The 24094-nt window shown below is 69.8% G+C and carries 32 protein-coding genes; 18 read left to right on the top strand and 14 right to left on the bottom strand.

Annotation, left to right across the window (positions count from 1 at the left end):
* The coding region (gene purM / locus VF522_RS18610; protein ID WP_330909803.1) for a phosphoribosylformylglycinamidine cyclo-ligase at positions 1-711 on the bottom strand (711 nt) is incomplete at its 3' end.
* A gap of 93 nt (positions 712-804) precedes the next feature.
* On the opposite strand from purM, the gene VF522_RS18605 reads away from it, so the two are divergent.
* The 6 genes from VF522_RS18605 to atpE are packed head-to-tail and all read left to right on the top strand — an operon-like array spanning position 805 to position 5584.
* On the top strand, positions 805-1878 hold the full coding sequence (locus VF522_RS18605) for an AI-2E family transporter (RefSeq protein WP_330909802.1): 1074 nt from the start codon (positions 805-807) through the stop codon (positions 1876-1878).
* The gene (hda, locus tag VF522_RS18600) at positions 1875-2549 is read left to right on the top strand and encodes a DnaA regulatory inactivator Hda (RefSeq protein ID WP_330909801.1); all 675 of its coding nucleotides are present in this window, start codon (positions 1875-1877) and stop codon (positions 2547-2549) included. Before VF522_RS18605 ends, hda begins: the two co-directional genes overlap by 4 nt.
* Positions 2546-3226 (top strand): HAD-IB family hydrolase, encoded by a 681-nt coding sequence (locus VF522_RS18595; protein WP_330909800.1) that lies wholly within the window; start codon positions 2546-2548, stop codon positions 3224-3226. The genes hda and VF522_RS18595 overlap by 4 nt, the downstream gene beginning before the upstream one ends.
* A complete protein-coding gene (gene pcnB, locus VF522_RS18590; RefSeq protein ID WP_330909799.1) occupies positions 3223-4800 on the top strand; it encodes a polynucleotide adenylyltransferase PcnB in 1578 nt (525 codons plus the stop codon). The genes VF522_RS18595 and pcnB overlap by 4 nt, the downstream gene beginning before the upstream one ends.
* A 6-nt stretch (positions 4801-4806) precedes the next feature.
* A complete protein-coding gene (gene folK, locus VF522_RS18585; RefSeq protein WP_330909798.1) occupies positions 4807-5292 on the top strand; it encodes a 2-amino-4-hydroxy-6-hydroxymethyldihydropteridine diphosphokinase in 486 nt (161 codons plus the stop codon).
* Positions 5293-5341: 49 nt separating this feature from the next.
* On the top strand, positions 5342-5584 hold the full coding sequence (atpE, locus tag VF522_RS18580; RefSeq protein ID WP_187074787.1) for a F0F1 ATP synthase subunit C: 243 nt from the start codon (positions 5342-5344) through the stop codon (positions 5582-5584).
* Positions 5585-5663: 79 nt separating this feature from the next.
* Here atpE and VF522_RS18575 read toward each other — a convergent pair whose 3' ends face one another.
* The 3 genes from VF522_RS18575 to VF522_RS18565 are packed head-to-tail and all read right to left on the bottom strand — an operon-like array spanning position 5664 to position 8192.
* Positions 5664-6137 carry a protein-tyrosine phosphatase family protein gene (locus tag VF522_RS18575; protein ID WP_330909796.1) on the bottom strand — a complete coding sequence of 158 codons (474 nt, stop codon included), beginning with the start codon at positions 6135-6137 and terminating at the stop codon, positions 5664-5666.
* 16 nt (positions 6138-6153) lie between these two features.
* A complete protein-coding gene (locus VF522_RS18570; RefSeq protein WP_330909795.1) occupies positions 6154-7431 on the bottom strand; it encodes a cytochrome c in 1278 nt (425 codons plus the stop codon).
* Entirely contained in the window at positions 7428-8192 is a 765-nt protein-coding gene (locus VF522_RS18565; protein ID WP_330909794.1) for a c-type cytochrome, read from the bottom strand. Before VF522_RS18565 ends, VF522_RS18570 begins: the two co-directional genes overlap by 4 nt.
* A 114-nt stretch (positions 8193-8306) precedes the next feature.
* Between VF522_RS18565 and VF522_RS18560 the strand changes: the two genes are divergently transcribed.
* A complete protein-coding gene (locus VF522_RS18560) occupies positions 8307-8495 on the top strand; it encodes a hypothetical protein (RefSeq protein WP_330909793.1) in 189 nt (62 codons plus the stop codon).
* 30 nt (positions 8496-8525) lie between these two features.
* Here the strand turns inward: VF522_RS18560 and VF522_RS18555 are convergent, their stop codons facing one another.
* A complete protein-coding gene (locus VF522_RS18555) occupies positions 8526-8807 on the bottom strand; it encodes a 2Fe-2S iron-sulfur cluster-binding protein (RefSeq protein ID WP_330909791.1) in 282 nt (93 codons plus the stop codon).
* A 48-nt stretch (positions 8808-8855) separates the two neighbouring features.
* Between VF522_RS18555 and VF522_RS18550 the strand changes: the two genes are divergently transcribed.
* The 4 genes from VF522_RS18550 to VF522_RS18535 all read left to right on the top strand — a co-directional run bounded on the left by VF522_RS18550 (position 8856) and on the right by VF522_RS18535 (position 11602).
* Positions 8856-9776 carry a DUF808 domain-containing protein gene (locus tag VF522_RS18550; RefSeq protein ID WP_330909790.1) on the top strand — a complete coding sequence of 307 codons (921 nt, stop codon included), beginning with the start codon at positions 8856-8858 and terminating at the stop codon, positions 9774-9776.
* 109 nt (positions 9777-9885) lie between these two features.
* Entirely contained in the window at positions 9886-10050 is a 165-nt protein-coding gene (locus VF522_RS18545) for a hypothetical protein (protein WP_330909789.1), read from the top strand.
* A 100-nt stretch (positions 10051-10150) separates the two neighbouring features.
* On the top strand, positions 10151-11044 hold the full coding sequence (locus VF522_RS18540) for a hypothetical protein (RefSeq protein WP_330909788.1): 894 nt from the start codon (positions 10151-10153) through the stop codon (positions 11042-11044).
* Between the two features lie 192 nt (positions 11045-11236).
* Positions 11237-11602 carry a proteophosphoglycan ppg4 gene (locus tag VF522_RS18535; protein WP_330909787.1) on the top strand — a complete coding sequence of 122 codons (366 nt, stop codon included), beginning with the start codon at positions 11237-11239 and terminating at the stop codon, positions 11600-11602.
* A 71-nt stretch (positions 11603-11673) separates the two neighbouring features.
* Here VF522_RS18535 and VF522_RS18530 read toward each other — a convergent pair whose 3' ends face one another.
* From VF522_RS18530 to VF522_RS18520, 3 genes are all read right to left on the bottom strand, one after another.
* Entirely contained in the window at positions 11674-12162 is a 489-nt protein-coding gene (locus VF522_RS18530) for a DUF4864 domain-containing protein (RefSeq protein WP_330909786.1), read from the bottom strand.
* 11 nt (positions 12163-12173) lie between these two features.
* Positions 12174-12314 (bottom strand): hypothetical protein, encoded by a 141-nt coding sequence (locus tag VF522_RS18525; RefSeq protein ID WP_330909785.1) that lies wholly within the window; start codon positions 12312-12314, stop codon positions 12174-12176.
* A gap of 364 nt (positions 12315-12678) precedes the next feature.
* The gene (locus VF522_RS18520) at positions 12679-13548 is read right to left on the bottom strand and encodes an NUDIX hydrolase (RefSeq protein ID WP_330909784.1); all 870 of its coding nucleotides are present in this window, start codon (positions 13546-13548) and stop codon (positions 12679-12681) included.
* A 68-nt stretch (positions 13549-13616) separates the two neighbouring features.
* Between VF522_RS18520 and VF522_RS18515 the strand changes: the two genes are divergently transcribed.
* A complete protein-coding gene (locus VF522_RS18515) occupies positions 13617-14672 on the top strand; it encodes a serine hydrolase domain-containing protein (RefSeq protein WP_330909783.1) in 1056 nt (351 codons plus the stop codon).
* 11 nt (positions 14673-14683) lie between these two features.
* On the opposite strand, the gene VF522_RS18510 is transcribed toward VF522_RS18515, so the two are convergent.
* The 3 genes from VF522_RS18510 to VF522_RS18500 form a co-directional block, all read right to left on the bottom strand.
* A complete protein-coding gene (locus tag VF522_RS18510; RefSeq protein ID WP_330909782.1) occupies positions 14684-15655 on the bottom strand; it encodes a PA2778 family cysteine peptidase in 972 nt (323 codons plus the stop codon).
* A 7-nt stretch (positions 15656-15662) separates the two neighbouring features.
* Positions 15663-16022, bottom strand: a complete 360-nt coding sequence (locus VF522_RS18505; RefSeq protein ID WP_330909781.1) for a PA2779 family protein — start codon at positions 16020-16022, stop codon at positions 15663-15665.
* A gap of 252 nt (positions 16023-16274) precedes the next feature.
* Positions 16275-16658 carry an HPF/RaiA family ribosome-associated protein gene (locus VF522_RS18500; protein WP_330909780.1) on the bottom strand — a complete coding sequence of 128 codons (384 nt, stop codon included), beginning with the start codon at positions 16656-16658 and terminating at the stop codon, positions 16275-16277.
* Between the two features lie 139 nt (positions 16659-16797).
* On the opposite strand from VF522_RS18500, the gene VF522_RS18495 reads away from it, so the two are divergent.
* Together VF522_RS18495 and VF522_RS18490 are read left to right on the top strand one after the other, a co-directional pair.
* A complete protein-coding gene (locus VF522_RS18495) occupies positions 16798-17463 on the top strand; it encodes an alpha/beta hydrolase (protein WP_330909779.1) in 666 nt (221 codons plus the stop codon).
* 86 nt (positions 17464-17549) lie between these two features.
* On the top strand, positions 17550-18137 hold the full coding sequence (locus VF522_RS18490; RefSeq protein ID WP_330909778.1) for a YidB family protein: 588 nt from the start codon (positions 17550-17552) through the stop codon (positions 18135-18137).
* A gap of 87 nt (positions 18138-18224) precedes the next feature.
* Here VF522_RS18490 and VF522_RS18485 read toward each other — a convergent pair whose 3' ends face one another.
* A complete protein-coding gene (locus VF522_RS18485) occupies positions 18225-18698 on the bottom strand; it encodes an SRPBCC family protein (RefSeq protein WP_330909777.1) in 474 nt (157 codons plus the stop codon).
* A 168-nt stretch (positions 18699-18866) separates the two neighbouring features.
* Between VF522_RS18485 and gshA the strand changes: the two genes are divergently transcribed.
* Entirely contained in the window at positions 18867-20420 is a 1554-nt protein-coding gene (gene gshA / locus VF522_RS18480) for a glutamate--cysteine ligase (protein ID WP_330909776.1), read from the top strand.
* Positions 20421-20521: 101 nt separating this feature from the next.
* On the top strand, positions 20522-21025 hold the full coding sequence (locus VF522_RS18475; protein ID WP_330909775.1) for a hypothetical protein: 504 nt from the start codon (positions 20522-20524) through the stop codon (positions 21023-21025).
* 84 nt (positions 21026-21109) lie between these two features.
* Here VF522_RS18475 and VF522_RS18470 read toward each other — a convergent pair whose 3' ends face one another.
* Together VF522_RS18470 and VF522_RS18465 are read right to left on the bottom strand one after the other, a co-directional pair.
* Positions 21110-22612, bottom strand: coding sequence for a tripartite tricarboxylate transporter permease (locus VF522_RS18470; protein ID WP_330909774.1), 1503 nt, complete (start codon positions 22610-22612; stop codon positions 21110-21112).
* Positions 22613-22621: 9 nt separating this feature from the next.
* Positions 22622-23086: a tripartite tricarboxylate transporter TctB family protein gene (locus VF522_RS18465; protein WP_330909773.1), complete on the bottom strand. Its 465-nt coding sequence runs from the start codon at positions 23084-23086 to the stop codon at positions 22622-22624.
* Positions 23087-23218: 132 nt separating this feature from the next.
* On the opposite strand from VF522_RS18465, the gene VF522_RS18460 reads away from it, so the two are divergent.
* Positions 23219-23656 (top strand): MarR family winged helix-turn-helix transcriptional regulator, encoded by a 438-nt coding sequence (locus tag VF522_RS18460; protein ID WP_330909772.1) that lies wholly within the window; start codon positions 23219-23221, stop codon positions 23654-23656.
* Positions 23657-23797: 141 nt separating this feature from the next.
* On the top strand, positions 23798-24058 hold the full coding sequence (gene infA, locus VF522_RS18455; protein WP_330909771.1) for a translation initiation factor IF-1: 261 nt from the start codon (positions 23798-23800) through the stop codon (positions 24056-24058).
* Positions 24059-24094 lie beyond the last annotated feature (36 nt).

The raw sequence follows: 24094 nt of genomic DNA, 5'->3' as shown, positions 1-24094 counted from the left end.
CGTCTCGAACAGGGCCAGCAGGGACTTCACGTAGATGCGCGTCGGCTCCAGCAGCTGGTCGATGAGCGGCCGGCCGGCGAGGTCCTGTTGCGGGTCGACACCGCTTACCTCCAGCACCTTGCGGATCAGGGAATAGCCGTTGGAATGCACGCCGCTGGAAGCCAGGCCCAGCACCACGTCGCCGTCCTGCACGTTGCGGCCGGTGAGGATCTTGGACTTCTCCACCGCGCCCACCGCGAAGCCGGCGAGGTCGTATTCGCCGGCGGGATACATGCCGGGCATCTCCGCCGTCTCGCCGCCGATCAGGGCGCAGCCGGAGAGCTCGCAGCCGCGGGCGATGCCGCCGACGACGGCCGCGGCCGTGTCCACGTCGAGCTTGCCGCAGGCGAAGTAGTCCAGGAAGAACAGCGGCTCCGCCCCCTGCACCAGCACGTCGTTGACGCTCATGGCCACCAGGTCGATGCCGACCGTGTCGTGCATGTTCCACTCGAAGGCGAGTTTCAGCTTGGTGCCGACGCCGTCGGTGCCGCTGACCAGCACCGGCTCCTTGTAGCGCTTGGGGACTTCGAACAGGGCGCCGAAGCCGCCGATGCCGGCCAGCACGCCTTCGCGCAGCGTCTTTTTCGCCAGCGGCTTGATGCGTTCGACCAGTGCGTCGCCCGCGTCGATGTCGACGCCGGCGTCCTTGTACGAGAGGGGGGAAGGGTTCATGGAGAGTGCGTGGCCGGACCGTGAGGCGCTCGGCCGATAGAATTTGCGGTTGATTTTACTTGCCGGCCCGCCAGGGCCGGCCGTTTCCCCCGGATGCAATTCACCCCCACGCAGAAGCGGGCCGCGGCCTGGACGGCGATCGCGGCCCTGGCCGTGCTCGCGCTCTGGGCGCTGGGCCCGGTGCTCACGCCCTTCCTGGTGGCGGCGGTGCTGGCCTATGCGCTCACGCCGCTGGTCGACCGGCTGGACGACCTGTGGGGCGGCCGGGTGCCCCGCGTGCTGGCGGTGGTGGTGGTGGAACTGCTGCTGATCCTGGTGCTGTTCTGCCTGGTGCTGCTGGTCGTGCCGGTGCTGGTCAAGGAGATCCCGCTGATCCGCGAGCAGCTGCCGCTGCTGTTCGACCGGCTGGATGCCAACCTGTCGCCCTGGCTCGCGCAGTACGGCATCCACCTGTCGCTGGACCTGGCCAGCCTGCGCGCGCTGCTGGTCGACTACCTCAACGACAACTGGGGCGAGGGATTCGGCTCGCTGTGGTCCTCGCTGAAGCTGGGAGGCAGCGTCCTCCTCACCCTGGTCGGCTTCGCGGTGCTGATCCCGGTGGCGCTGTTCTACCTGCTCCTGGACTGGAAGCACGTGGTCGCCCGCGTGCTGGAACTGGTGCCGCCCCGGCTGCGCCCGGGCGTCGATTCCTTCAGCCACGAGGCCGACGAGGTGCTGGGCCAGTACCTGCGCGGCCAGCTGCTGGTGATGGTGACGATGGCGGTGTTCTACAGCGTGGGGCTGGCGCTGTTCGGCCTCGACCTCGCGGTGCCGATCGGGGTGTTCACCGGCATGGCGATGTTCGTGCCCTATGTCGGCTACGGCGTGGGCCTGGCGCTGGCGCTGGTCGCCGGCCTGCTGGAATTCGCCTCGCTCAAGTCGCTGGTGATGGTGGGCGTGGTGTACGGCACCGGGCAGGTGTTCGAGAGTTTCTACCTCACCCCGCGCCTCGTGGGCGAACGCATCGGCCTGCATCCGCTGGCCGTGATCTTCGCGCTGCTCGCCTTCGGGCAGCTGTTCGGGTTCGTCGGCGTGCTGGTGGCGCTGCCTGCCAGCGCGGTGCTGCTGGTGGCGATCCGCCGCGCGCGCTCCGGCTATCTCGCCAGCAAGCTGTACCACCACACATGAAGCAGTTGCCGCTCGACATCGGGCTCGCCCGGCCGCCCAGCCTCGCCAGCTTCCTCGCCGGTCCCAACGAGGCCGCCTGGAAGCACCTGCAGCTGTGGGCCGGCAATGCCACCCGTTCGCCGGTGCCGACCTATCTCTGGGGTCCCTCGGTCAGCGGCAAGACCCACCTGCTGCAGGCGGTGCACGGCAGCCTGCGCGAGCAGGGCGCGGCGGTGGGCTGGCTCGATCCTTCGATGACGGAGCCGCCGCCCTACGACGAGCGCTGGGCGGTGGTGGTGATGGACGACGTGCAGGCGTACAGCGCCGTGCAGCAGCACGCGGCCTTCAGCTGGTTCGTGCAGTCCCAGGCGCTGCAGCGCGGCGTGCTGGCGGCCGGCCTGCTGCCGCCGGCGGACCTGAAGCTGCGCGAGGACCTGCGCACCCGCCTCGGCTGGGGCCACATCTTCGAACTGCACGTGCTGAGCGAACCCGAGCGCCGCTCCGTGCTGCGGCAGGCGGCCGATGCCCGCGGCGTGTTCCTCGGCGACGAGGTCATGGACTTCATCCTGCACCGCTTCTCGCGCGACCTCGGCAGCCTGATGCAGCTGCTGGAACATCTCGATGCGTACGCGCTGCAGACGCAGCGCGCCATCACCATTCCGCTGATCAAGTCGATGCTGGAGAACGAGTGACCAAACCCAGAGTCGCGCTGTTCGACCTCGATCACACCCTGCTGCCGATCGACTCCGACTACTCCTGGGGCGAGTTCACGCAGCAGATCGGCTGGACCGACCCCGTCGAATTCAAGCGCCGCAACGACGAGTTCTACGCGCACTACGTGGCCGGCACGCTCGATGTGCACGACTACGTGCGCTTCGCCGTCGAAGCCATGCGCGTGCGCGGCGAAGCCGCCTACCGCGAGGCCCACGCGCGCTTCATGCGCGACTGGATCCGGCCCAACCTCAAGCCGGCCGCGCTGGACCTGGTGCGCTCGCACCAGCAACGGGGCGACCTGGTCGCGATCGTCACCGCCACCAACGAGCTCGTCACGCGGCCCATCGCCGAGGTGTTCGGCGTGGCCGAGCTGATCTCGGTCGAGCTCGAGCGCGACGCCTCGGGCTGGATCACCGGCGCCATCGCCGGCGTCGCCTCCATGCGCGAGGGCAAGGTGGTGCGCGTGACCCAATGGCTCGCCCGGCGCGGCCTCGACTGGCTCGACGTGGAAACGATGTTCTACTCCGACTCCACCAACGACGTCCCGCTGCTGGAGCGTGTGGACCACCCGGTGGCGACCAACCCGGATGCGCGGCTGCGCACGCTCGCACTCGAGCGAGGCTGGCGCATACTCGACCTCTTCCCAAGACAATGATCAAGAAGTTCATCGACAAGCTCCTCGCGGGCACCACCGGCCGCAAGCCGAAGTTCGGCAAGCGCATGGAAGTGGGGCCCCAGGAGCACGCGATCGATCCCACGCTGGTCGACGAGCGCGCCCTCAACGTGGTGCACACGCTCAAGGAGGCCGGCTTCGAGGCCTACATCGTCGGCGGGGCGGTGCGCGACCTGCTGCTCGGCCTGCGGCCCAAGGATTTCGACGTCGCCACCAACGCCACGCCGGAGCAGGTCAAGGGCCTGTTCCGCCGCGCGTTCATCATCGGCCGGCGCTTCCGCATCGTGCACGTGGTGTACGGCCGCGGGCGCGAACACGAGGTGATCGAGGTCTCCACGTTCCGCGCCTACCTCGACGCCGCCGCCGCCGAAGCCGTGAGCGGCAACGAGCGCACCAGCAAGAGCGAGCTGGCCGGCATGCACCACGCGGTGGACGCCTCCGGCCGCGTGCTGCGCGACAACGTGTGGGGTCCGCAGGAAGAGGACGCCGCGCGGCGCGACTTCACGATCAACGCGATGTACTACGACCCGGAGCGCCGGATCGTGGTCGACTACCACGGCGGCATCACCGACGCGAAGAAGCGCGTGCTGCGCATGATCGGCGACCCCGCCACGCGCTACCGCGAGGACCCGGTGCGGCTGATCCGCGCGGTGCGCTTCTCCGCCAAGCTGGCGGCGCTCGGCTTCAAGTTCGATCCGAAGACCAAGTCGCCGCTGCTGCCCAGCCTGCCGCTGCTCGACGAGGTGCCGCAAAGCCGCCTGTTCGACGAGATGCTCAAGCTGCTGCAGACCGGGCATTCGCTGGCGACGATCGAGCAGCTCAAGACGCTCAACATGGCCACCGGCATCTATCCGCTGCTGGACCTGGTCGTCGAGCGGGCCGAACAGCCGTTCGTGCGCGCCGCGCTGCAGGACACCGACCGCCGGGTGAGCGAGGACAAGCCGGTGGCGCCCAGCTTCCTGCTCGCCTCCGTGCTGTGGTCCGACGTGCGCGATGGCTGGGCCCAGCGCATGCACCGCAAGATGCATCCCTTCCCGGCGCTGCAGGAGGCGATCGACGAGGTGTTCGACGCCCGCATCGGCGACATCTCCGGCCGCGGCAAGCTCGGCGCCGACATGCGCGAGATCTGGATGATGCAGCCGCGCTTCGAGAAGCGCACCGGGACCACGCCCTTCAGCCTGGTGGAGCAGCCGCGTTTCCGCGCCGCCTTCGACTTCATGCGGCTGCGCGCCGACATCGGCGAGGTCGACGTGGTGCTGGCCGACTGGTGGCAGGAATTCAGCCAGGCCAGCGACCTGGTCCGCGAGGACCTCGTGGCGCAGCTGCGCGACGAGCACCAAAAGCAGCAGCGCAAGGTGCGGCGCGTGCCCAAGGCGGCGCCGGAAGGCGAGCGCGAGCCGGAGCGCGGCGAGCGCGAGTCCGCGCCCGAGAGCGCGCCGGCCGAGGGCGCCGCTTCCGATGCGCCGCGCAAGCGCCGGCGCCGCCGCCGCAAGCCGGGGCAGGGCGCCGGCGGTGGCGCGGACGCGCAGGCGCCGTCGGGCGACGGCGCGGAGTAGCGCGCCATGCGGGACCCGGTGACCGCCTTCATCGGGCTGGGCGCCAACCTGGGCGATCCGCTGCGCGCGCTGCGCGAGGCCCTGCAGGCGCTGGACCGCCTGCCCGGCACGCGGCTGGTGCGCAGCTCGCGCGTCTACCGCAGCGCGCCGGTCGACGCCGGCGGGCCGGATTACTTCAATGCCGTGGCGCAGGTCGACACGCGGCTGGACGCGCCCGGCCTGCTGGCGGGCCTGCAGGCGATCGAGCAGGCGGCCGGCCGCGAGCGGCCCTACCGCAACGCGCCGCGCACGCTGGACCTCGACCTGCTGCTGTTCGGCGATGCGCGCATCGCCAGTGCCGCGCTCACCGTGCCGCATCCGCGCTGGCGCGAACGCGCGTTCGTCCTGCTGCCGCTGCACGAGCTCGCGCCGGATCGCGTCGGCGCCGGCGACCTCGCCGCGGTGGCGCACCAGCGCATCGAGCCATTACCTCCCGCGTCATGGCCCGCATGACGTCGGGCGCGCATCATTCGTGCAGGTTCAACAACGAATGGAGCGGATCATGTCGGACACCGGTCTCATCGCCGTCGCGTGCGGCCTCATCATCGGACTGGGCGCCATCGGCGCCTGCCTGGGCATCGGCACCATGGGAGGCCGCTTCATCGACGGCGCCGTGCGGCAGCCGGAGATGATGGAACCGCTGCAGACCAAGATGTTCCTGCTCGCGGGACTGATCGACGCCAACTTCCTGATCGGCGTGGGCGTGGCGATGATGTTCGTGTTCGCGAACCCGTTCGCGAAGTGATCCCGTTGTCATTCCCGCGGAGGCGGGAATCCAGGGCTCCCGACGCCCTGGATCCCCGCCTGCGCGGGGATGACGAAATTCAGAACCATTCGACGATTCCCGACTGCTCCGCATTCTGCGGATTCGATCCCGCAAGCCGCACCCGATGCAGCGCCTCTTCCGATTCCAGCCCGAGCGCCTTCAGCACGCAGGCCGCCGCGGTGCCGGTGCGGCCCATCCCCGCCGCGCAATGCAGGAACACCGCATCGCCCGCGCGGATCCCGTCGGCGATCGCCTGGATGTCGCGGCGAAAGCCGGCCGGGTCTTCGGGCAGGCCGAAGTTCTTCATGGGCACGTGCAGCCAGCGGAAGGGCAGCCGTCCGCGCACCACGGCAGCGTGGTACTCGGGCGAGAGCTCCCGCAGTTCCAGCCGCGGCGTGAGGCACACGACCACGGCCAGGCGCGCGCGGTCGGCCTCGGTCTGGAAGCTGTTCCAGCTTTCGAAGCGGCCCGGCATGGCGCCGAGCCACAGCTCGCCCGGCACCTCGGGCAGGTCGACACGTCGCAAGGCCATGGCGGAATTGTGACGACTACTGGCGGATGCTGCTGCGCTGCTGCGCCACGCCGAGCTCCGAGACCGGCGCGGCGCGGTTGTTCCACGACGAGCGGATGTAGGTGATGACGGCGGCAACGTCCGCATCCGACAGCGTCGTGGCGAAGGGCGGCATGCCGAAGGGGCGCGGGTTGCCGCGCGTGGCCGGCGGGAAGCCGCCGTGGAGCACCACCTGCACCAGGTTCGAGGTCGCGGGCATGGTCACGGCCCGGTTGCCGGCCAGGCGGGGATAGGCGCCGGGCACGCCCTGGCCCTGCTCGCCGTGGCAACTCGCGCAGTGCCGCTCGTAGACCTTGCCGCCGCGATCGAGCACGGCCGTCGAAGCCGTGGGCAGTTCGCGCGGATCGGTCTCGGCCGGCACCGGCGGCAGGCTCTTGAGGTACACGGCCATCGCCCGGATGTCGCCCGGCTCCAGGTGCTGCGTGCTGTGCAGCACCACTTCCGCCATCGGCCCGAGCACCGTGCCGCGCGGCGAGCTGCCGGTCGCGAGCAGCCGCGCGATGTCGTCCACCGACCAGTCGGCCACGCCGGCCTCGCTGGCCGAAGCGAGCGAAGGCGCGTACCAGTTCTGCATCGGGATCAGCCCGCCCGACAGGTCCATCGCGTCGCTGGTGGCGCCGAGCGCATTGCGCGCCGAATGGCAGGCGCCGCAATGGCCCAGCCCCTGCACCAGGTAGGCGCCGCGGTTCCATTCGGGCGTGCGCGAGCGGTCCTCCTCGTACTTGCCGGACCGGAAGTAGAGCAGGCGCCACACGCCCAGCGCGGCCTGCGTGTCGTAGGGCCAGCGCAGGCGGTGCTGCCGGTTCGGCTTGTACACGGGCGGCAGGCTGCGCAGGTAGTCGAACAGGGCGTCCGCGTCGGCGCCGCTCACCTTGGTGGTGTGCGTGTACGGGAACACCGGGTAGAGCAGGCGGCCGTCGCGCGAGCGGCCCTCGTGCAGCGCGCGGCGGAAATGCCCCGCCGACCAGCGGCCGATGCCGCTCTGCGCATCGGGCGTGATGTTGCTGGCGAACACGGTGCCGAACGGCGTCTCGACCGGACGCCCGCCCGCATAGGCGAGTCCGCCGCGCTCGGTGTGGCACAACATGCAGTTGCCCGCCCGCGCGAGATAGGCGCCGCGGGCGACCTGCTCGGGCGAGGGCGGTGCCGTCGGCGGCGCATCGTGCACCCGCGTGCCACCCCAGAAGTTGAACATCCACACCAGTCCCGCGAACACGAGCAGCAGGGCGAGCAGGATCCACAGCACGCGTTTCATCGCGCCGCCTCCGCCACGGGAGGCAGCGCCGCACCGCAGCGCATCGGCGGCGGCTCCGGCGCCGGCGGCGGCTGGGCGCGCCGGCCCTTGCGCTTCACCGGCGCGGGGGCCTCGGCGCCGACCGGCTTCGGGTTCTTCGGCAAGGGCTCCGCCGCGAGGAAGGCCGTCACGGCCGACAGGTCCTCGGGCGGGAGGCGCCGCGCGATGTCGGCCATGCAGTCGGGCGCGAGCGCGCGGCGCTGGCCGGTGCGCCAGGCACCGAGCTGCGCATTGAGGTAATCGCGCGGCAGCCCGAGCAGGCCGGGGAAGCCGGGCGCGACGCCGGTGAGCGCCTTGCCATGGCAGGTCGCGCAGGCCGGGATCCGCTGGTCCGGGTCGCCGTGCAGCGCGAGCGCGCGTCCGCGCTCCAGCGTCTCGGGCGGCAGCGTCGCGCGCGCCGGTTGCGGATAGGGCAGGTCGAGGTTGGCGAAGTGCTGCGCGATGTCGTAGAGATAGGCATCCGACAGCGTGTCGAGCAGGCCGGCCATCAGCCCGTAGTGCCTGCGGCCTTCGCGGAAGTTGAGCAGCTGGTTGTACAGGTAGCCGGCCGGCTTGCCGGCGATGCGCGGGTAGTAGCCGTCCGGACCGGCGCGGCCTTCGCTGCCGTGGCAGCTGGTGCAGGCCAGCGTGCGCTGGGCCATGGTGTCGTGGAACACGATCGGGGCCGCGGGCGCCGCGGCGGCGCCGAACGAAAGCAGGAGCAAAAGAAGCAGGCCACGCATGGGCCGGGACTATGCCATTGTTCTCGCCGGTGCCCCCTGCCGTCGGTGCGTTGCGGACATGGACATGGCCGGCGTCCTACAACGTGCACGAGTTGCGCCTCCTAAGGTGGCCCCATGAACCTCTACCGACGTTCGAGCCGGCCGAAGCCGCAGGCGGAAGCGCCGCGCAGCCGGCGCCAGCCGCCCCCGGGAGACGAGGGCACCAATGCGACGCAGCCCCGGCCCGATCCCAAGGCCGAGCCGATCCCGGACGGCGAGCACAAGTACGTGCCGCGCAGCCCCTATCGCACCGGCAACTACTGACGCGGTGCGGCGCGCCCTGGCCGCGCGTCCTCAATCGCCCAGGACCACGTCCGACTGCGGATACGCCACGCAGGGCAGCACCCAGCCGCCCGCGCGTTCCTCCGGCAGCAGCCCCGGCCATTCGATGCGGTAGCGCACCGATCCCTCGTAAAGCGGCCTCAGGCAGGTGCGGCAGGTTCCGTTGCGGCAGGAGCTGGGCAGCACGATGCCCGCCATCGCCGCAGCGTCGAGCAGCGTGTTCCACGCATCGGTTTCGAAGGTGCGGCCCGAGGGCAGCAGGCGCGCTTGGTACGGCCCGTCGGGCCCCGGCATGGACATCGCCTGATCATAATCAGCGGCCTTCACCACGACCGCACCTCCATGGCCCTCTCCAGCCTGCTCGCCCTCATCGACGACATCGCGTCCATCCTGGACGACGTCTCCGTGCTCACGAAGGTGGCGGCCAAGAAGACCGCGGGCGTGCTCGGCGACGATCTCGCGCTGAACGCGCAGCAGGTCACGGGCGTGAAGGCCGAGCGCGAACTCCCCGTCGTATGGGCGGTCGCCAAGGGCTCGCTCCTCAACAAGGCGATCCTGGTGCCGGCAGCGCTCGCGATCAGCGCGATCGCTCCCTGGGCCGTGACGCCGCTGCTGATGCTGGGCGGCGCCTTCCTCTGTTTCGAGGGCGCCGAGAAGCTGGCGCACCGCCTGCTGCACAGCCGCCTGGAGGACCAGGCCCACCACAAGGACCTGGTGGAGGCGGTGGCCAACCCGCAGGTCGACATGCAGGAGCACGAGAAGGCCAAGATCAAGGGCGCCGTGCGCACCGACTTCATCCTGTCGGCCGAGATCATCGTGATCGCGCTGGGCACCGTGGCGAACGAGGACTTCGTCACCCGCGTGGCCGTGCTGGCCGGCATCGCGCTGCTGATGACCGTGGGCGTGTACGGCCTGGTCGCCGGCATCGTCAAGCTCGATGACTTCGGCCTGCACCTGACGCGGCGCGCCTCGGCCGCCGCGCAGGCGATCGGCCGCGCGATCCTGCGCACCGCGCCGTGGCTGATGAAGGCGCTGTCGGTCGCCGGCACCGCCGCCATGTTCCTGGTGGGCGGCAGCATCCTGGAGCACGGCATCCCGGCGCTGCACCACTGGATCGAAGGCTTCACCGAGGATGCGGGCGCCTGGCACACGCCGGTGGCGATGCTGGCCGATGCCGTCGTGGGACTCGTCGCCGGCGGCATCCTTGTCGCCATCTACGCGCTGGTGCGCAAGATGCGCGGCAAGTCCGCGCTCCCCGCGTAAACCCTGAGCGCGCGTAGGCCAACTCCTACGGCGCGAAGAGAGTTGCGCGGATAAACGCGCTGCGCTTCTGACCCAACAATGGCTCTTCGACACACGAGGGAGAGTCGTCATGCCGGAACTGCAGCCGTCCACGTCCACCGCCACCGCCATGCCGGTGGTGCTCGATGCCACTCCGGCCTTCGACGATGCCGACTACGCGCTCGGATGCGAGTGCGCGGACCCGTCGCTGCAGATCGAACGCTGGGGGCAGGACGCCCCCTCCGATCCGAACTGAGGATCCCTGAGGTCGCGCTCCTACACGGGGTGCATGGATCGGCGCACGCAGCAGTCCCGCTTCCCTCCCTAAGCTGGGCTTCCTCCGAGCGAGAAGCAACATGCAGAAACCCCGTACCGACCGCCGTGGCCGCAACGAGGCCGGACCCTCCGAGTTCCTCGATTGGGTGAAGAAAGGTGCGCTGGCAGGCGCACTCGTCCTGTTCGTCCTGGTCCCGGGGCTGCAGGTGTTCAAGGCGCCGAAGTCGCCGCCGCAGGCGCAGCCGCCGGTGGCCAGCGCGCCGACGCAGCCCCTGCCGCACGCGCCCCGCGCGGCGCCTCCCGCCCCCGGCACGCAGCTCGCCGATTTCCGCGGCGAGGATCCCTCGCCCGACGCGCGCCTCGTGGCCAACTGGGTCGCGCACACCCGCAACAACAAGAACCGCGGCTTCGTGATCGTCGACAAGAAGGACGCGCGGGTCTACGTGTTCGCTCCCGACGGCAAGCTGAGGGACAGCGCCCCGGCGCTGCTCGGATCGGCGCAGGGCGACGATTCGTATCCCGGCATCGGCGACAAGCCCCTGAGCGAGATCAAGCCCTACGAGAAGACCACGCCCGCGGGCCGCTTCGTCGCGGAGATGGGCCTCAACTCCGGCAACGAGGACGTGGTCTGGGTCGATTACGACGCCGCCGTGTCCATGCACCGCATCCGTCCGCTGCATGCCAGCGAGCAGCGCCTGGAGCGGCTCGCCTCGCTCACCACCGACGACAACCGCATCTCCTTCGGCTGCATCAACCTGCCGGTGAGCTTCTACGAGAACGTGCTGTCGCCCACCGTGAAGAAGGAAGGCGCGGTCGTCTACGTGCTGCCGGAGAAGAAGACGCCGCAGCAGGTGTTCGGCGCCTTCGACGTGACCGACCCGATCCAGTGGGCGGCGGCACAGGCGGAGCAGCGCGAAAAGGTGCAACGCGTCGCGCTGCAGGCCGCGGCGACGAAGCCCGCCGTCGCTCGATAGCCCAGCCTTTATACGAGACCGGGACCGCTGCAGGCGGTCTTCGAGCCGCCCTGAAGCCTGCGGGAATGCCTCGGCGCGCGTGACTACAGCGCGGCGCGGGCCGCACTGACATGGCCGCATGGGCCGCTTCTTATCTTGGGGGGCCGGCGATACAGCCGGTGACATACCAACCGAACCAAGGAGCTCCCGACCATGTCCCTGCCCAAGATCCTCGCCGCCACTGCGGCCGCCGCCGCGTTCGGCATCGCGTTCGCCCAGGGCACGCCGCCGCGTCCGGCCGCCGATCCCGCCACGGGCGCGGGCCAGCGCAGCACGCAGAACACGCCGATGGGACAGAGCGGCACGCCCGGTGGCGGTGGCACCGCCGCGCCGGGGTCCACGGCAGGCCCGGCGGCGGGCTCGACTGCCGCGGGCACGGGCACCGGCAACGCCGCCTCCCCGGGTTCCATGAGCTCCGGCGCCACCGCCGCGAACACGACCGAAGGGACGAAGAAGGTCGCCAGCAGCAAATCCGGCGCGAAGAAGGCCACGCGCAAGGTGAAGGCCGATCGCGGCTGAATGCGAAAGAAGAAGGCCGCCCGCGGCGGCCTCCGGGAGACAGGCCCGCTGCGGCGGGCCTCCTTCATGCCTCAGGTGAGGATCTGCCGGCCCTCGGGCGTGACCACGCAGCCGCTGATGCGCCACTGATTGTCCTGCTGGCGATTGAGCAGGTAGGTCAGCGACCAAGCCGAGCCGCCATCGTCGCTGATGCGCACCTTCTGCACGGCGATCGTGCCGTCGGTTTCCGGCTTCAGGAACAGCATGCTCGAGGCCTGCATCAGCATCGGGTACTGCTCCTTCACGGTCGCCAGGAAGGTTTCCGCATTGCCGAACTGCGTGCGCAGCTCGGGGTCGGCCAGGGCGAAGGCGCTGTTGGCGTCCTGCTTGGCGAGCGCGGCGAGCTGCTGCTGCACCACCTGCTGCACCATCTGCGTCGGCACGTGGCGGGGCGCTGCGGCCTGCGGCGGTTCGGACAGGATCACGCCGCCCATCAACACGGCGCTGAAGACCAGCGACCAGGTGACGGCAGGGCTGCGCAGCCCGCGGCGGCGCGTCCGGATCAGGGTGGGGTACTGCACGTGTCGTGTCCTCAGTTTGTCTGGCAGTCGGCCGCCTGCACCTGCCGGGCTTCGGGTACCGCCAGCGTCTCGGCGCGCGCCTTCATCTGCATGCTGGCGGCCGCAAGGGCGATGCCAACGAGGGTGAAGAAGCGCATCATCAGCGGGCTCATCGAGGTTCTCCGGGTGTGCTTGTGGCAGGGCTCCAGACTAGGTTTGGTGCGCATTAAGCCCTGTAGGCCAACGGCGGTGCACCGCGTGGGAGCCTGCATCCCGCTGCTGCCGGTGGCTTCACGGCGGCCGCCCGGCCATGGAATAAGTCGCGGGGAGGGTTCCGCAAGGGAAAGCCAGCGGTCCACTGGACAATGTTCTCGCTGATCGCCTGCGGGAGCGGAGAGTCCGATACCTGTCGTCGTAGCGCGGAACCGGCTGGCTTTGATGGATTGGAGTGCGCGGCCCGCGGACGATTCGCAGGCCTGCCGCGCAAGCCGCTGTAGGCAGGCTTTGGCCCGGCCTGTGGGAAGCCGGGTCCGGGTGCTAGTCGCCCAGGAGCATCGCGAGCCCGCCTTCGGGCTCGAAGCGCTTGTTGCGCCAGGACAGGCGCGTGGGTCCCGGCAGCACCTGCTCGCGTTCCGGGTGCCAGGGATCGCCGGGATAGCACAGCACCCGCACGCCGTCGACGTCGCTGGGTTGCGGGCGGATGCACGGCGGCTTGCGCGCGCGCGCCGCGGCGACCGCCTCCTCCACGCTGCGATGCCGCGCCAGGTGCGCCAGGCTCATGATCTGCGGCGGCGCGAGCTCGATGGCGCCGTCCCAGTACCGGCGCAGCGCGGTGCGCGGCGGCAGCCACAGGCTTTCGGTCGCCTCGTGCTCGTCGTGCGCCGGCTCCTGGCCTTCGGGCACCGCCGCGACGAAGAAGCGCGTGTCGAAGCGCCTGCGCACCACGCTGCTGATCGTGGGCGTGATCCACCGCGACCAGGGCAGCAACGCGCTCGCGGCGAGCGTGGGTGCCAGCGGAGCCAGCACTTCATCGAAACGCGGGCCTTCGCGCAGCGCCGACCACAGCGACCGGGCCTGCGCCGGCGGCAGGTCGGCGAACAGCACGCCGGTTTCCTCGAACACCTCCCGGATCGCGGCGACGAACAGGGCGGCGGCTTCTTCCGCCTGCAGCTCCGGTTCGCCGAGCCGCGCATGCAGTTGCGCCGGCGTGGCGTCGAGGCGGTCCGCCCAGTCGGCATCCTCGCGATCCAGCTTGCCGCCGGGAAACACGTAGGCTCCGGCCAGCACGTCCGATTGCGCGTGGCGGCGCAGCAGGAACACCTCCAGCTCGCCCGCGCGATCCCGCAGCAGCACCACGGTTGCGGAAGGAGCGGCCGGGCCGTGATTGTGGAAGGTCTGCAACTCCATCCGCGCAGGCTATCAGACCGGCCGGCGCGCCGGAACGGCCGCGGGCGCGGGCGTCGTATCCTTGCCGCATGAACGACTTCCACGACGCCATCTCCTACGCCCAGTCCCACGAGGTACCCTGGACCCGGGACCCGCAGGCCGACCTGGCGCACTGGGGCGTGCACCACGCGGATCCCTCGCCGTTCAACTGCCTGCGCGGGCCGGTGCATCCGCGCGGCGGCGTGTCCGGCGTGATCCGCGTGCGCGGCGAGGAAGTCGCGAGCTGGGGCGACCCGGAGCGGGCCGACCAGACCTTCAGCGTGGCCAAGACCTACCTCGCGCTGCTCGCGGCCGTGGCGCATGCGCGCGGGCTGCTGCCCGATCCCAATGAGACGATCGCCTCGCGCCTGCCGGGCATCGGCTTCGACGACGCGCACAACCGCGCGATCACCTGGGCCCACATGCTGGAGCAGACCGGCGAGTGGCAGGGCAGCTGCTTCGGCATGCCGGACCAGGTGGAGCACCACCGGCACGTGGCGCACGATCCCAAGCCGGCGCAGGGCCGCAAGGGCGAGCAGCGCGCGCTGCTCGCGCCCGGCGGCTACTGGGAATACAACGACGTGCGCATCAACCAGCTGTCGCTGGCCCTGCTGCACCTGTTCCGCCGCCCCTTGCCCGAGGTGTTCATGGAGGACGTGCTGCGGCCGCTCGGCGGCGGCGCGGACTTCCGCTGGGAGGGCTACGACGATGCGTGGGTCGAGATCGACGGCGCGCGCATGCAGTCGGTGCCGGGCGGCACGCACTGGGGCGGCGGCGTCAGCGTCAGCACGCGCGACCAGGCGCGCATCGCGCAACTGCTGCTCGACGGCGGCCGCCACGCGGGACGGCAACTGCTGCCCGCGTCCTGGATCGCGCGCATGCAGCAGCCCTGCGCGATCGCGCCGTTCTACGGCTGGCTCGTATGGCTGAACCGCGCCGGCACCTTGTTCGCGGATGCGCCGCGCGACAGCTGGTTCATGATCGGCGCCGGCGGCAACTACGTGTGGATGGATCCGGCGCACGAGGCGGTGGTGGTGGTGCGCTGGCTCGATCCGGCGCGCGCGCCGGGGTTCGTCACCCGCGTGGCGCGCGCGCTGGGGCAGTAGCCTGAAAACTCCTAGCCGCCCTTGCGCAGCCGTTCCTCGATCAGCTGGCGCGTGGTCCGCACTTCGCCGGCGAAGGGACTCTGCGGATCGCCGGCGCGGCGGATCACCCCGAGCGCTTCCGTGTTGCGGCCCTGGTCCGACAGCGTCTGCGCGAGATTGTTGAGGACGATCACCGATTCCGGATTCTTCTGCAGCGCCGTGCGCAGCACGTTCGCAGCCTCCTCCAGCGAGCCGCGCTCGTGCAGGTGGTTCGCGAGGCCCACCGCCGCGGGCAGGCTGTCGGGCCAGCGCTTGAGCGCCGCCGCATACCCCTGCACCGTCGCGTCCTTGTCGCCGCCGCGCGCCAGGCCCAGCAGCGCCTCGAGCCAGCGCTTTTCGGTGGCGCTGGCCGGGATGCGGTCGGGCGGTGTGACGACCATCGCCCAGTAGCCGCCCTGGATCCAGGTGCGCTCGAAGGCGGTGAACGACGTCTCCTGCCGCCGCTCCAGTCCCGAGCGCAGCAGGATGGTCCCGGTCTCGTAGTCGTAGCCGTTGACGACGGCGTAGTGCCATTGCGCGAACATCGGCCCGACGTCCTGCAGCACGATCACCGGATTGCCCGCCGCCACTTCGCGCAGCAGGTCGGCGTAGCTGGGCTCTAGCCGGTAGCTCACGCGGCCATGGCGGCGCGGCGTGGCGAGCATCTCCAGCTGCAGGCTGCCGCGGCGCGACGGCAGCCACACGTCGTTGACGAGCGATGCGGGCGTCATGTTCCGGCCGCTGAATGTCATCGCCGTCGCGAGCGCGGCGGGCCCGCACTGGTACTGGTCGTCGGGATAGAAGGGCACCTGGGTGAGCTCGGCCGCGCGCGGTACGCCGGCCGGCCACGCGTCGCGCAGGCCGACCGTCTGCGGGATCAGCGAACTGCAACCCGCCAGCAGCAGCACGGCGGCTCCGAGCAGGAGCCGCCGTGCGAGGTGCGGAGTCGTGGGGGACGCCGGCATCCCGTGCTTACCTGCGGATCACGTAGTACCAGATCAGCGCCGCGACCACCACGATCGCGACCCAGCCCCAGGTGCTGATGCCGCCCGCTGGAGCGGTCTGGATGTCCTGCGCCAGCGCCTGGACTTCCTGCTCGGACATTGCCTTCACACGTTCGCGCGCCGCGGCGGGATCGACGCCTGCCGCCTGCAGTTGCGTGATCACTTCCGCACGGTCCAGCGAGCCGAGCACGAGGCTGCGCTCCGGCGACACGGTTCCCGCGGCTGCCTGGTCTGCACCGATCAACCCGGCCTGCGCGGTCTGGAATGACAGCGCGAGGAGGGAGGCCACCAACGCGCGACAGGTCGTTTTCTTGAATGCGAGGTTCATGGATCGCTCCTTGATTGTGGTTCCGCACCCGGCAGGAGCGCCGAAAGCGGAGCGACATTTACGCACGCGCGCAGAGGGCATGGAGCCGCGCTCCACCTAAACGAAACACGTTGGCACAAGTGTTGCGGGCAGTGTCTGCACCCGGCCATGGCCGGGCGGCGGAGCCTTCCTCGCGCCGGCACAGGAGCTGGCGGCCGATCGTGCGTGGCACCGCGACCGCGGCATGCCACGCCCGATGGCGGATCGAAAGGATCAGGCCTGCGGCGGCACCAGGTCGATGACCTCGGGGTCGCGGCGGATGGTGTCGCGGGCGCGGTGCTCGCGCCGGTCCAGCTTGCCGAAGGCGTGCTCCAGCGCCTTGGCCAGCTTGTCGGCCGCGCCACGGAAGGCGAGGTTCTGGTCGGCGCCGTAGTTGGTCACGGCGATGGGGTCGCGGCCCGCGACGCGCGCTTCCATCATGCAGCGCTTGTCGATGCCGCCGCCCTTGGCCGCATGGTTTTCGTCGGTCAATTGCACTTCGATGCTGGTGAGGTCCTGCTCGAAGCGCCCGAGGTGCTCGTTGAGGTAGTCGCCGGCCCAGCGTTCCAGGGCGTCCTTGTTGTCGATGTCGTTGCTGGTGTTGACTTGCACTTTCATGCGGTTTCCTTTCCTCGTTCCCACCACTGTGACGACGGCCGGGTTGCCCCGCAAGTCGGACGCCTTCGATTGCCCTGTCGGACACGGCTTGCCTCCCGCCTCAGGCTATGCTCGGCCATCCCAGAAGGAGAACATCGCAATGCTGGACATGATCGAGGCGGAATCGGGCGACAACCCCACCGCGAGCATCATCATCCTCCACGGCCTCGGGGCCGATGGCAACGATTTCGTGCCGATCGCGGAGGAGCTGGACCTCGACGCCGTGGGCCCGGTGCGCTTCCTCTTCCCGCACGCCCCGGAGATGCCCATCACCATCAACGGCGGCTATCGCATGCGGGCCTGGTACGACGTCGTGTCCTTCGACGCCGATGCGCCGCAGGACGAGGCCGGGCTGCGACGTTCGCAGGCGCTGGTGGAGGCGGTCCTCGCGCGCGAACAGGAGCGCGGCATCCCCGCGCACCGCATCGTGCTGGCCGGCTTCTCGCAAGGCTGCGCCATGTCGCTGCTCGCCGGCCTGCGGCATCCGCAGCGCCTGGCCGGCATCTGCGGCCTGTCGGGCTACCTGCCGATCGCGCACACCACGGCCGCGGAACGCAGCGAAGCGAACCGGCAGACGCCGATCTTCCTGGCGCACGGCACCCACGACGAAGTGGTGAGCTTCGATCGCGCGGAAGCCTCGCGCGATGCGCTGCTTGCGCTGGGCTATCCGGTCGAATGGCACGAGTACCTGATCGGCCACGGCGTGCATCCGCTGGAAGTGACGCAGCTCAACGACTGGCTGTTGCGGGTGCTGTCCGCCTCCTAGCGCGGGCAAGCGGCGACCGCCGCCTACACCGCGGCCGCGCTGCATCCGTAGGCTCGAAGGCATCCAAGGAAACATAGGAGCTTTCGATGATGAATCCGATGCTCGGGCAGGTGCTCGGCGGCCTCTTCGGCCAGGCAATGGGGCGGCGCGGCATGCGCACGGGTGGCATGGGCAGCGGCATGGGCGGCCTCGGTGGCGCCCTCGGCGGCGCGGTGCTGGGCGGCATGCTCGGCGGACGCCGCGGTCCCGCGGGGGTCCCGGCCGGTCGCGGCATGGGCTCGAACCGCACCGCGCTCATGCTGATGCTGCTGCCGATGGCGATGCGCTGGGTGCAGCGCAACGGCGGCATGGGCGCCGTGCTGGACCGCTTCCGCCAGAAGGGTTATGGCTCGCAGATGCAGTCCTGGGTCTCCACCGGCGACAACCAGCCGCTCGACGAGCGTGCGGTGGAACAGGTGGTCGGCCAGCAGGATTTGCAGGAGATGGCGCAACGCCTCGGCGTGCCCGAGGAGGAAGTGCGCCAGGCCTTCGCCGAGGTGATGCCGGAGATGGTGAACCAGCTCACGCCCGACGGCCGTCTCGAAGCGCAGGCGGACGACGTGCTGGACGAAGGCCGGCAGGCGCTGGAGAAGGAGATCGAGGACGCGCAGCAGCGCGAGGCCTCGCCGCATTGAGGCCACGTCGTCCTTCCCGCGGAGGCGGGAATCCAGGGCACTGGAAGACAGGAAGCCCTGGTTCCCCGCCTCCGCGGGGATGACGAGTCAGACCTCCCCGCCGAACGCCTTCACCAGGTTGTCGATGTACTTCTCGACGAGTTTCTCGAACTCCGACGCCACCACCGGCTCGACGACCACCTTCATCAGCCCGGGCACCGGCACGTCCACCGTGCCGTCGGTCTGCAGCACGATCTGCGTGGACTTGCCCTGGTTGTCGCTGATCTTCCAGCTGCCGCCGACCAGCGCGTTGCCGACGCCCTTCACCGGCGTCCACTTCACGCTGCCCCTGGCCTTGTCGCTGCTGTATTTGCTGGCGTAGACGGTCTGGATGTGCACCTGCGCCGTGCCGACCTTCTGCATCTCCCACTGGTAGACGCCGTCGCCGAGGTCGGTGAGCTTCTCCACCTTGGGGAAGTACGACACGGACTTCGGCACGTCCGACAGCACGGCGAACACCTCGTCGTACTTCGCCTTCACTTCGAACTCGTAGCCCAGGTCGATGCGCACGCTGACGGTCATGGCGGTCTCTCCTCGTGGTGGCCGTCCCATTCTGCCAGCCGGGGCGCGATTCGCCCCTACCACAAGCGGGGGGACGATGCTTGATTCTCCCCAAGCAGGTTTTCCCCAAAGGTGTTAACTTCGCACGCGAACGAGAAGAGCAGTCCCCCGGGCGCGAGACGAACATCCATGAGCAACCTGCAAGAAGCCTTGAGCACGCTGGCGCCCGCGCGTCTGCAAGGCATCCGCCGCGGCATCGAGAAGGAAAGCCTTCGCGCCGCGGCCACCGGCGCATTGGCGCCGACGCCGCATCCCGACGCGCTGGGCTCCGCCCTCACGCACCCGAACATCACCACCGACTACAGCGAGTCGCAGCTCGAACTGATCACCGGCGTGCACGCCAGCGTGGAGCAGTGCCTGGAAGAGCTCACGCAGGTGCACCAGTTCGTGTACCGCGCGCTCGGCGACGAACTGATGTGGGCGAGCAGCATGCCCTGCACGCTGCCCGCCGACGAGACCATCCCGATCGGCCGCTACGGCTCCTCGAACGTCGGCCGCGCCAAGAGCGTCTACCGCATGGGCCTGGCGCATCGCTACGGCCGCCGCATGCAGACGATCTCCGGCATCCACTACAACTGGTCGCTGCCGGGCGTGAGCGATGCGCAGTACTTCGGCCTGATCCGCAACTTCCGCCGCCACGCCTTCCTGCTGCTGTACCTGTTCGGCGCGTCGCCGGCCGCGTGTTCCAGCTTCGTGACGGGCCGCAAGCATGAACTGCAGACGCTGTCGCCCGGCACCGTGTACATGCCGTACGGCACCTCGCTGCGCATGGGGCGCCTGGGCTACCAGAGCGATGCGCAGGCGAGCCTCGCGGTGAGCTACAACAGCCTGGAAGGCTATGCCGATTCGCTGTACGAGGCGCTCACGAAGCCGTACCCCGCGTACGAGGCGATCGGCATCGTCAATCCCGGCGGCGAGTACAACCAGCTGGCCACCAGCCTGCTGCAGATCGAGAACGAGTTCTACGGCACCATCCGCCCCAAGCGCGTGATCCGTCCGGGCGAGCGTCCGCTGCACGCGCTGCGCGAACGCGGCGTCGAATACGTGGAAGTGCGGCTGATGGACCTCGATCCCTTCGTGCCGGTCGGCATCAAGGCGCAGACGATCCGCTTCCTCGACATCTTCCTGCTGCACTGCCTGCTGTCCGATTCGCCGCACGACACGCCGGCGGAGATCGCGGCGCTGGGCCGCAACCAGCACCGCACCGCCGCCTTCGGCCGCGACCCGGCGCTCGTGCTGGAACGCGATGGCCGCGAGGCGAAGCTCACGGACTGGGGCGCGGAGATCGTCGCCGAGTGCGCGCCGATCGCGCAGCTGCTGGATCGCGTGCACGACACCAGCGACTACGGCGATGCGCTGCGCGCCGCCGAGGCGCTGCTGGGGAACCCCGACATGCTGTCGTCCGCCCGCGTGCTCGCGGCGATGGCGCGAGACCACTCCAACAGCTTCTCGGCCTTCTCGCTCGCGCAGTCGGAACAGCTCAAGGCCAAGCTGCTCAAGCTGCCGTACGGCGGCACCCTGCACGCGCACCTGGAAGCGGTGGCCCGCCAGTCCGTCGAGGACCAGAGGGCGGTCGAAGCCGCGGACACGATGCAGTTCGAGCAGTACCGGCAGCAGTACATCTCCGCCGAGCGCCTGGGCCTGGGCAAGGCCGCTGTTGCGCCGGCGCTCGCCGCCGTCTGACCGCCCGGCCGCCACCGGCGACCGTTCGGGCACAACTGCGCTGGTGCGCGGGCGATTCCGGCTATTCCTACGGGGATGCGAATCTCAAGGAGGACCACTGAATGAAAACAATGCGCTCCCAGCGCCTGCTGGCCGTGCTGATGTCAGCACTGATGACCACCACTTCCGCTCTGGCGGGCCCCCCGCCGTGGGCGGGCGGCGGCAAGGGCGGCGGTGACGAGGACCATGGCCACAAGCACAAGGGCTCCAAGAAGTCCGACGGCCATGGCTCGCGCAAGCCGGAAAACGGCGCGTTCTTCAACGACCGCAATCGTGACTCCGTGCACGTGTACTACGCCAACGCGGGCAAGGGCGGCAAGTCCTGCCCGCCCGGCCTGGCGAAGAAGAACAACGGCTGCATGCCCCCGGGCCAGGCGAAGAAGTGGAACATCGGCCAGCCGCTGCCGTCCGACGTGGTGTGGGTGGCCGCGCCGCCGCAGATCGTGGTGAGCCTGCCCCCGGTGCCCGTCGGCCACAAGTACGTGCAGGTCGCAGGCGACATCCTGCTGATCGCCGTCGGCACCAAGATGGTGGTGGACGGCATCAACGGGCTGGCGAGCCGGTAACCGTCACCCCCGCGGAGGCGGGGGCCCGGGGCATCCAAAAAAAATGCGGCGCATGCGCCGCATTTTCAATTGCGCAGGCAATGCCTACGCCTCCTGGAACGCGTCCTCTCTCGTCTTCTTGATGGCGGGCAGCGCCACGATCACCAGCAGGGCCAGCGTCGCGAGCAGCAGGCCGAGCGACAGCGGGCGCGTCACCAGCGTCGAGAACTCGCCGCGAGACAGCAGCAGCGCGCGCCGCAGGTTCTCTTCCATCATCGGGCCCAGCACGAAACCGAGCAGCAGCGGCGCCGGTTCCATTCCGCAGCGCGAGAAGACGTAGCCGAGGACGCCGAAGCCGGCCGTCATGAAGACGTCGAAGGTGTTGTTGTTGATCGAGTAGACGCCGATGCAGCAGAACACCAGGATCGCCGGGTACAGGTAGCGGTAAGGCACCTTCAGCAGCTTCACCCACAGGCCGATCAGGGGCAGGTTCAGCACGATCAGCATCGCGTTGCCCACCCACATGGAGGCGATCAGGCCCCAGAACAGCTCCGGGTTGCTGGTCATCACCTGCGGCCCGGGCTGGATGTTGTGGATGGTCATCGCGCCCACCATCAGCGCCATCACCACGTTGGACGGGATGCCCAGCGTGAGCAGCGGCACGAAGGAGGTCTGCGCGCCGGCGTTGTTGGCCGCTTCCGGTCCCGCGACGCCTTCGATCGCGCCGTGGCCGAATTCGGCGTTGCGCTTCGACAGCTTTTTCTCCAGCGTGTAGGCGGCGAAGGAGGACAGCGTCGCGCCGCCGCCCGGCAGGATGCCGAGCACGGTGCCCAGCGCGGTGCCGCGCAGCGCGGCGGGCATCATGCGCCGGAAGTCGTCGCGCGTCGGGAACAGGTTCGTGACCTTGTTGGTGAAGGTCTCGCGGTGCTCGCGCTGCTCCACGTTGGTGATGATCTCGGCGAAGCCGAAGATGCCCATCGCCACCCCGACGAAGTTGATGCCGTCGGTGAGTTCCGGGATGTTGAAGGAGTAGCGCGCGACGCCCGAGTTGACGTCGGTGCCGACCAGGCCCAGCACGAGGCCGAGCAGGATCATGCCGATCGCCTTGACCAGGGAGCCCGAGGCGAGCACCACCGCGCCGACGAGGCCCAGCACCATCAGCGAGAAGTATTCGGCCGGGCCGAAGTTGAAGGCGAGTTCCGCCATCGGAACGGCGAACGCGGCAAGCACCAGGGTGGCGAAGCAGCCCGCGATGAACGAGCTGATGCCGGCGGTCGCAAGGGCCGCGCCGGCGCGCCCCGTGCGCGCCCTCAGGTAGCCGTCGATCGCGGTCACGACCGAGGATGACTCACCGGGCAGGTTGACGAGGATGGCGGTGGTGGAGCCGCCGTACTGCGCGCCGTAGTAGATGCCGGCAAGCATGATCAGTGCCGCCACCGGCTGCAGCGTGTACGTGATTGGCAGCAGCATCGCGATGGTGGTCGACGGGCCGAGGCCCGGCAGCACGCCGATCAGCGTGCCGAGCAGGCAGCCGACGAACGCGTAGAACAGGTTTTGCAGGCTGAGGGCGGTCTCGAAGCCCAGTGCGAGGTGGGAGAGCAGTTCCATGCGCGTTCCTCAGCGGATGAAGGAGGGCCACAGCGGGATCTGCAGGTTGATCCCGTAGATGAAGACGCCGACGCTGAAGGCGATCAGCACCACCAGCGCGAGCAGAGTCCCGCGCCAGGTGAACTCGTGGCTGCCGCGGCTGGAAACGAGCACGAGGGCGGCGAGGGCGAGCACGAGGCCGCCCTTCGTCAGCAGCAGGCCGAACAGCACCACCGACCCGATGATCCAGGCCAGGGCGCCCAGCTCGAGCCGCTGCAGCTTGTCTTCGGCGGTGTGGGGCCTCAGTCCGGTGGCCGCCGTCGCGATGCCGACCGCGACCAGCAGGACGCCGATCCAGAACGGGAACCATCCCGGCCCCATGCGGGCGGGGTCGCCGAGGTGGTAGTTGAGGGCGCCGAGGCTGAAGCCGGCGCCTGCGAGGACGTAAATCAGGCCTGCGGCCACGTCCTTCTGGCTGCGGATGCGTAACTTCATTGCATCTTGTCTCCGTGGAAAGGCCCGATTTATATCATGGCATGATCTAAATGCATCATGTTGTGAGGTAACCCCGAGCGGCGCCGGGGTGTACAGTGGCGCCGCCGGGCAGGGTCTGGCAGGACGGGGACGATGGACAAGAGCAGGACGCGCCCGCTGGACAAGGCGGGACTGGAGCGGCAGTCGCGGTTTCGCTACGAGCTGCGGAAATTTCTGCGTTTCGGCGAGGAGGCCTCGCGCTCGGCGGGTGTCACCGCCGTGCAGCACCACCTCATGCTGCACACCCAGGGTTTCCCAGGACGGGAATGGGCCAGCGTCGGCGAACTGGCGGAGCGGCTGCAGACGGCGCCGCACGGCGTCGTGGCGCTGGTGTCGCGCTGCGAAGAGGCCGGGCTCGTGCGCCGGCAAGCCAACGCCGGCGATGGGCGCCTGGTCGAAGTGCACCTCACGGCCAAGGGCCGCCGGATCATGGAAAAACTCGCGGCGCAGCACCACGCGCAGCTCGGCGGGCTGGCGGCGGTGATCGACGCCGCGCGGGCCAGCGCGGTGCACGAGGCGGGCGAGGCCTAGGTCCCGGGCACGCGACACCCGGCTGCTGTTACGCGCGGCCCCGCTGCGGCTTACAATGTGGTAGTCGGGGTGGAAGCGCCTTCAGGCGCGGCCGGCCCTCCAAGCTGCTCACGGCGCCTCGGCCGTGCCAGAAGGAATTGCATGGCGAAGGAAGAACTGATCGAGATGAACGGCCGCGTGGCCGAAATCCTGCCGGACTCGCGCTATCGCGTGATCCTCGACAATGGGCACGAGCTGGTCGCGTATACCGGCGGCAAGATGCGCAAGAACCACATCCGCATCATCGCGGGCGACCTGGTGAGCCTGGAGCTCTCGCCCTACGACCTGACCAAGGGGCGCATCATGTTCCGCCACCTGCCCAACCGCGCCGCGGGCGCCCCGCAGCACCAACGCCGGCGTTAGCAAAGCAAAAGCGGCCGCCGGCCGCTTTTTTTCGCC

Source organism: Ramlibacter sp. (assembly GCF_036383835.1).
Classification (GTDB): domain Bacteria; phylum Pseudomonadota; class Gammaproteobacteria; order Burkholderiales; family Burkholderiaceae_C; genus Ramlibacter.
This window is presented reverse-complemented; position numbering and strand designations above follow the sequence as displayed.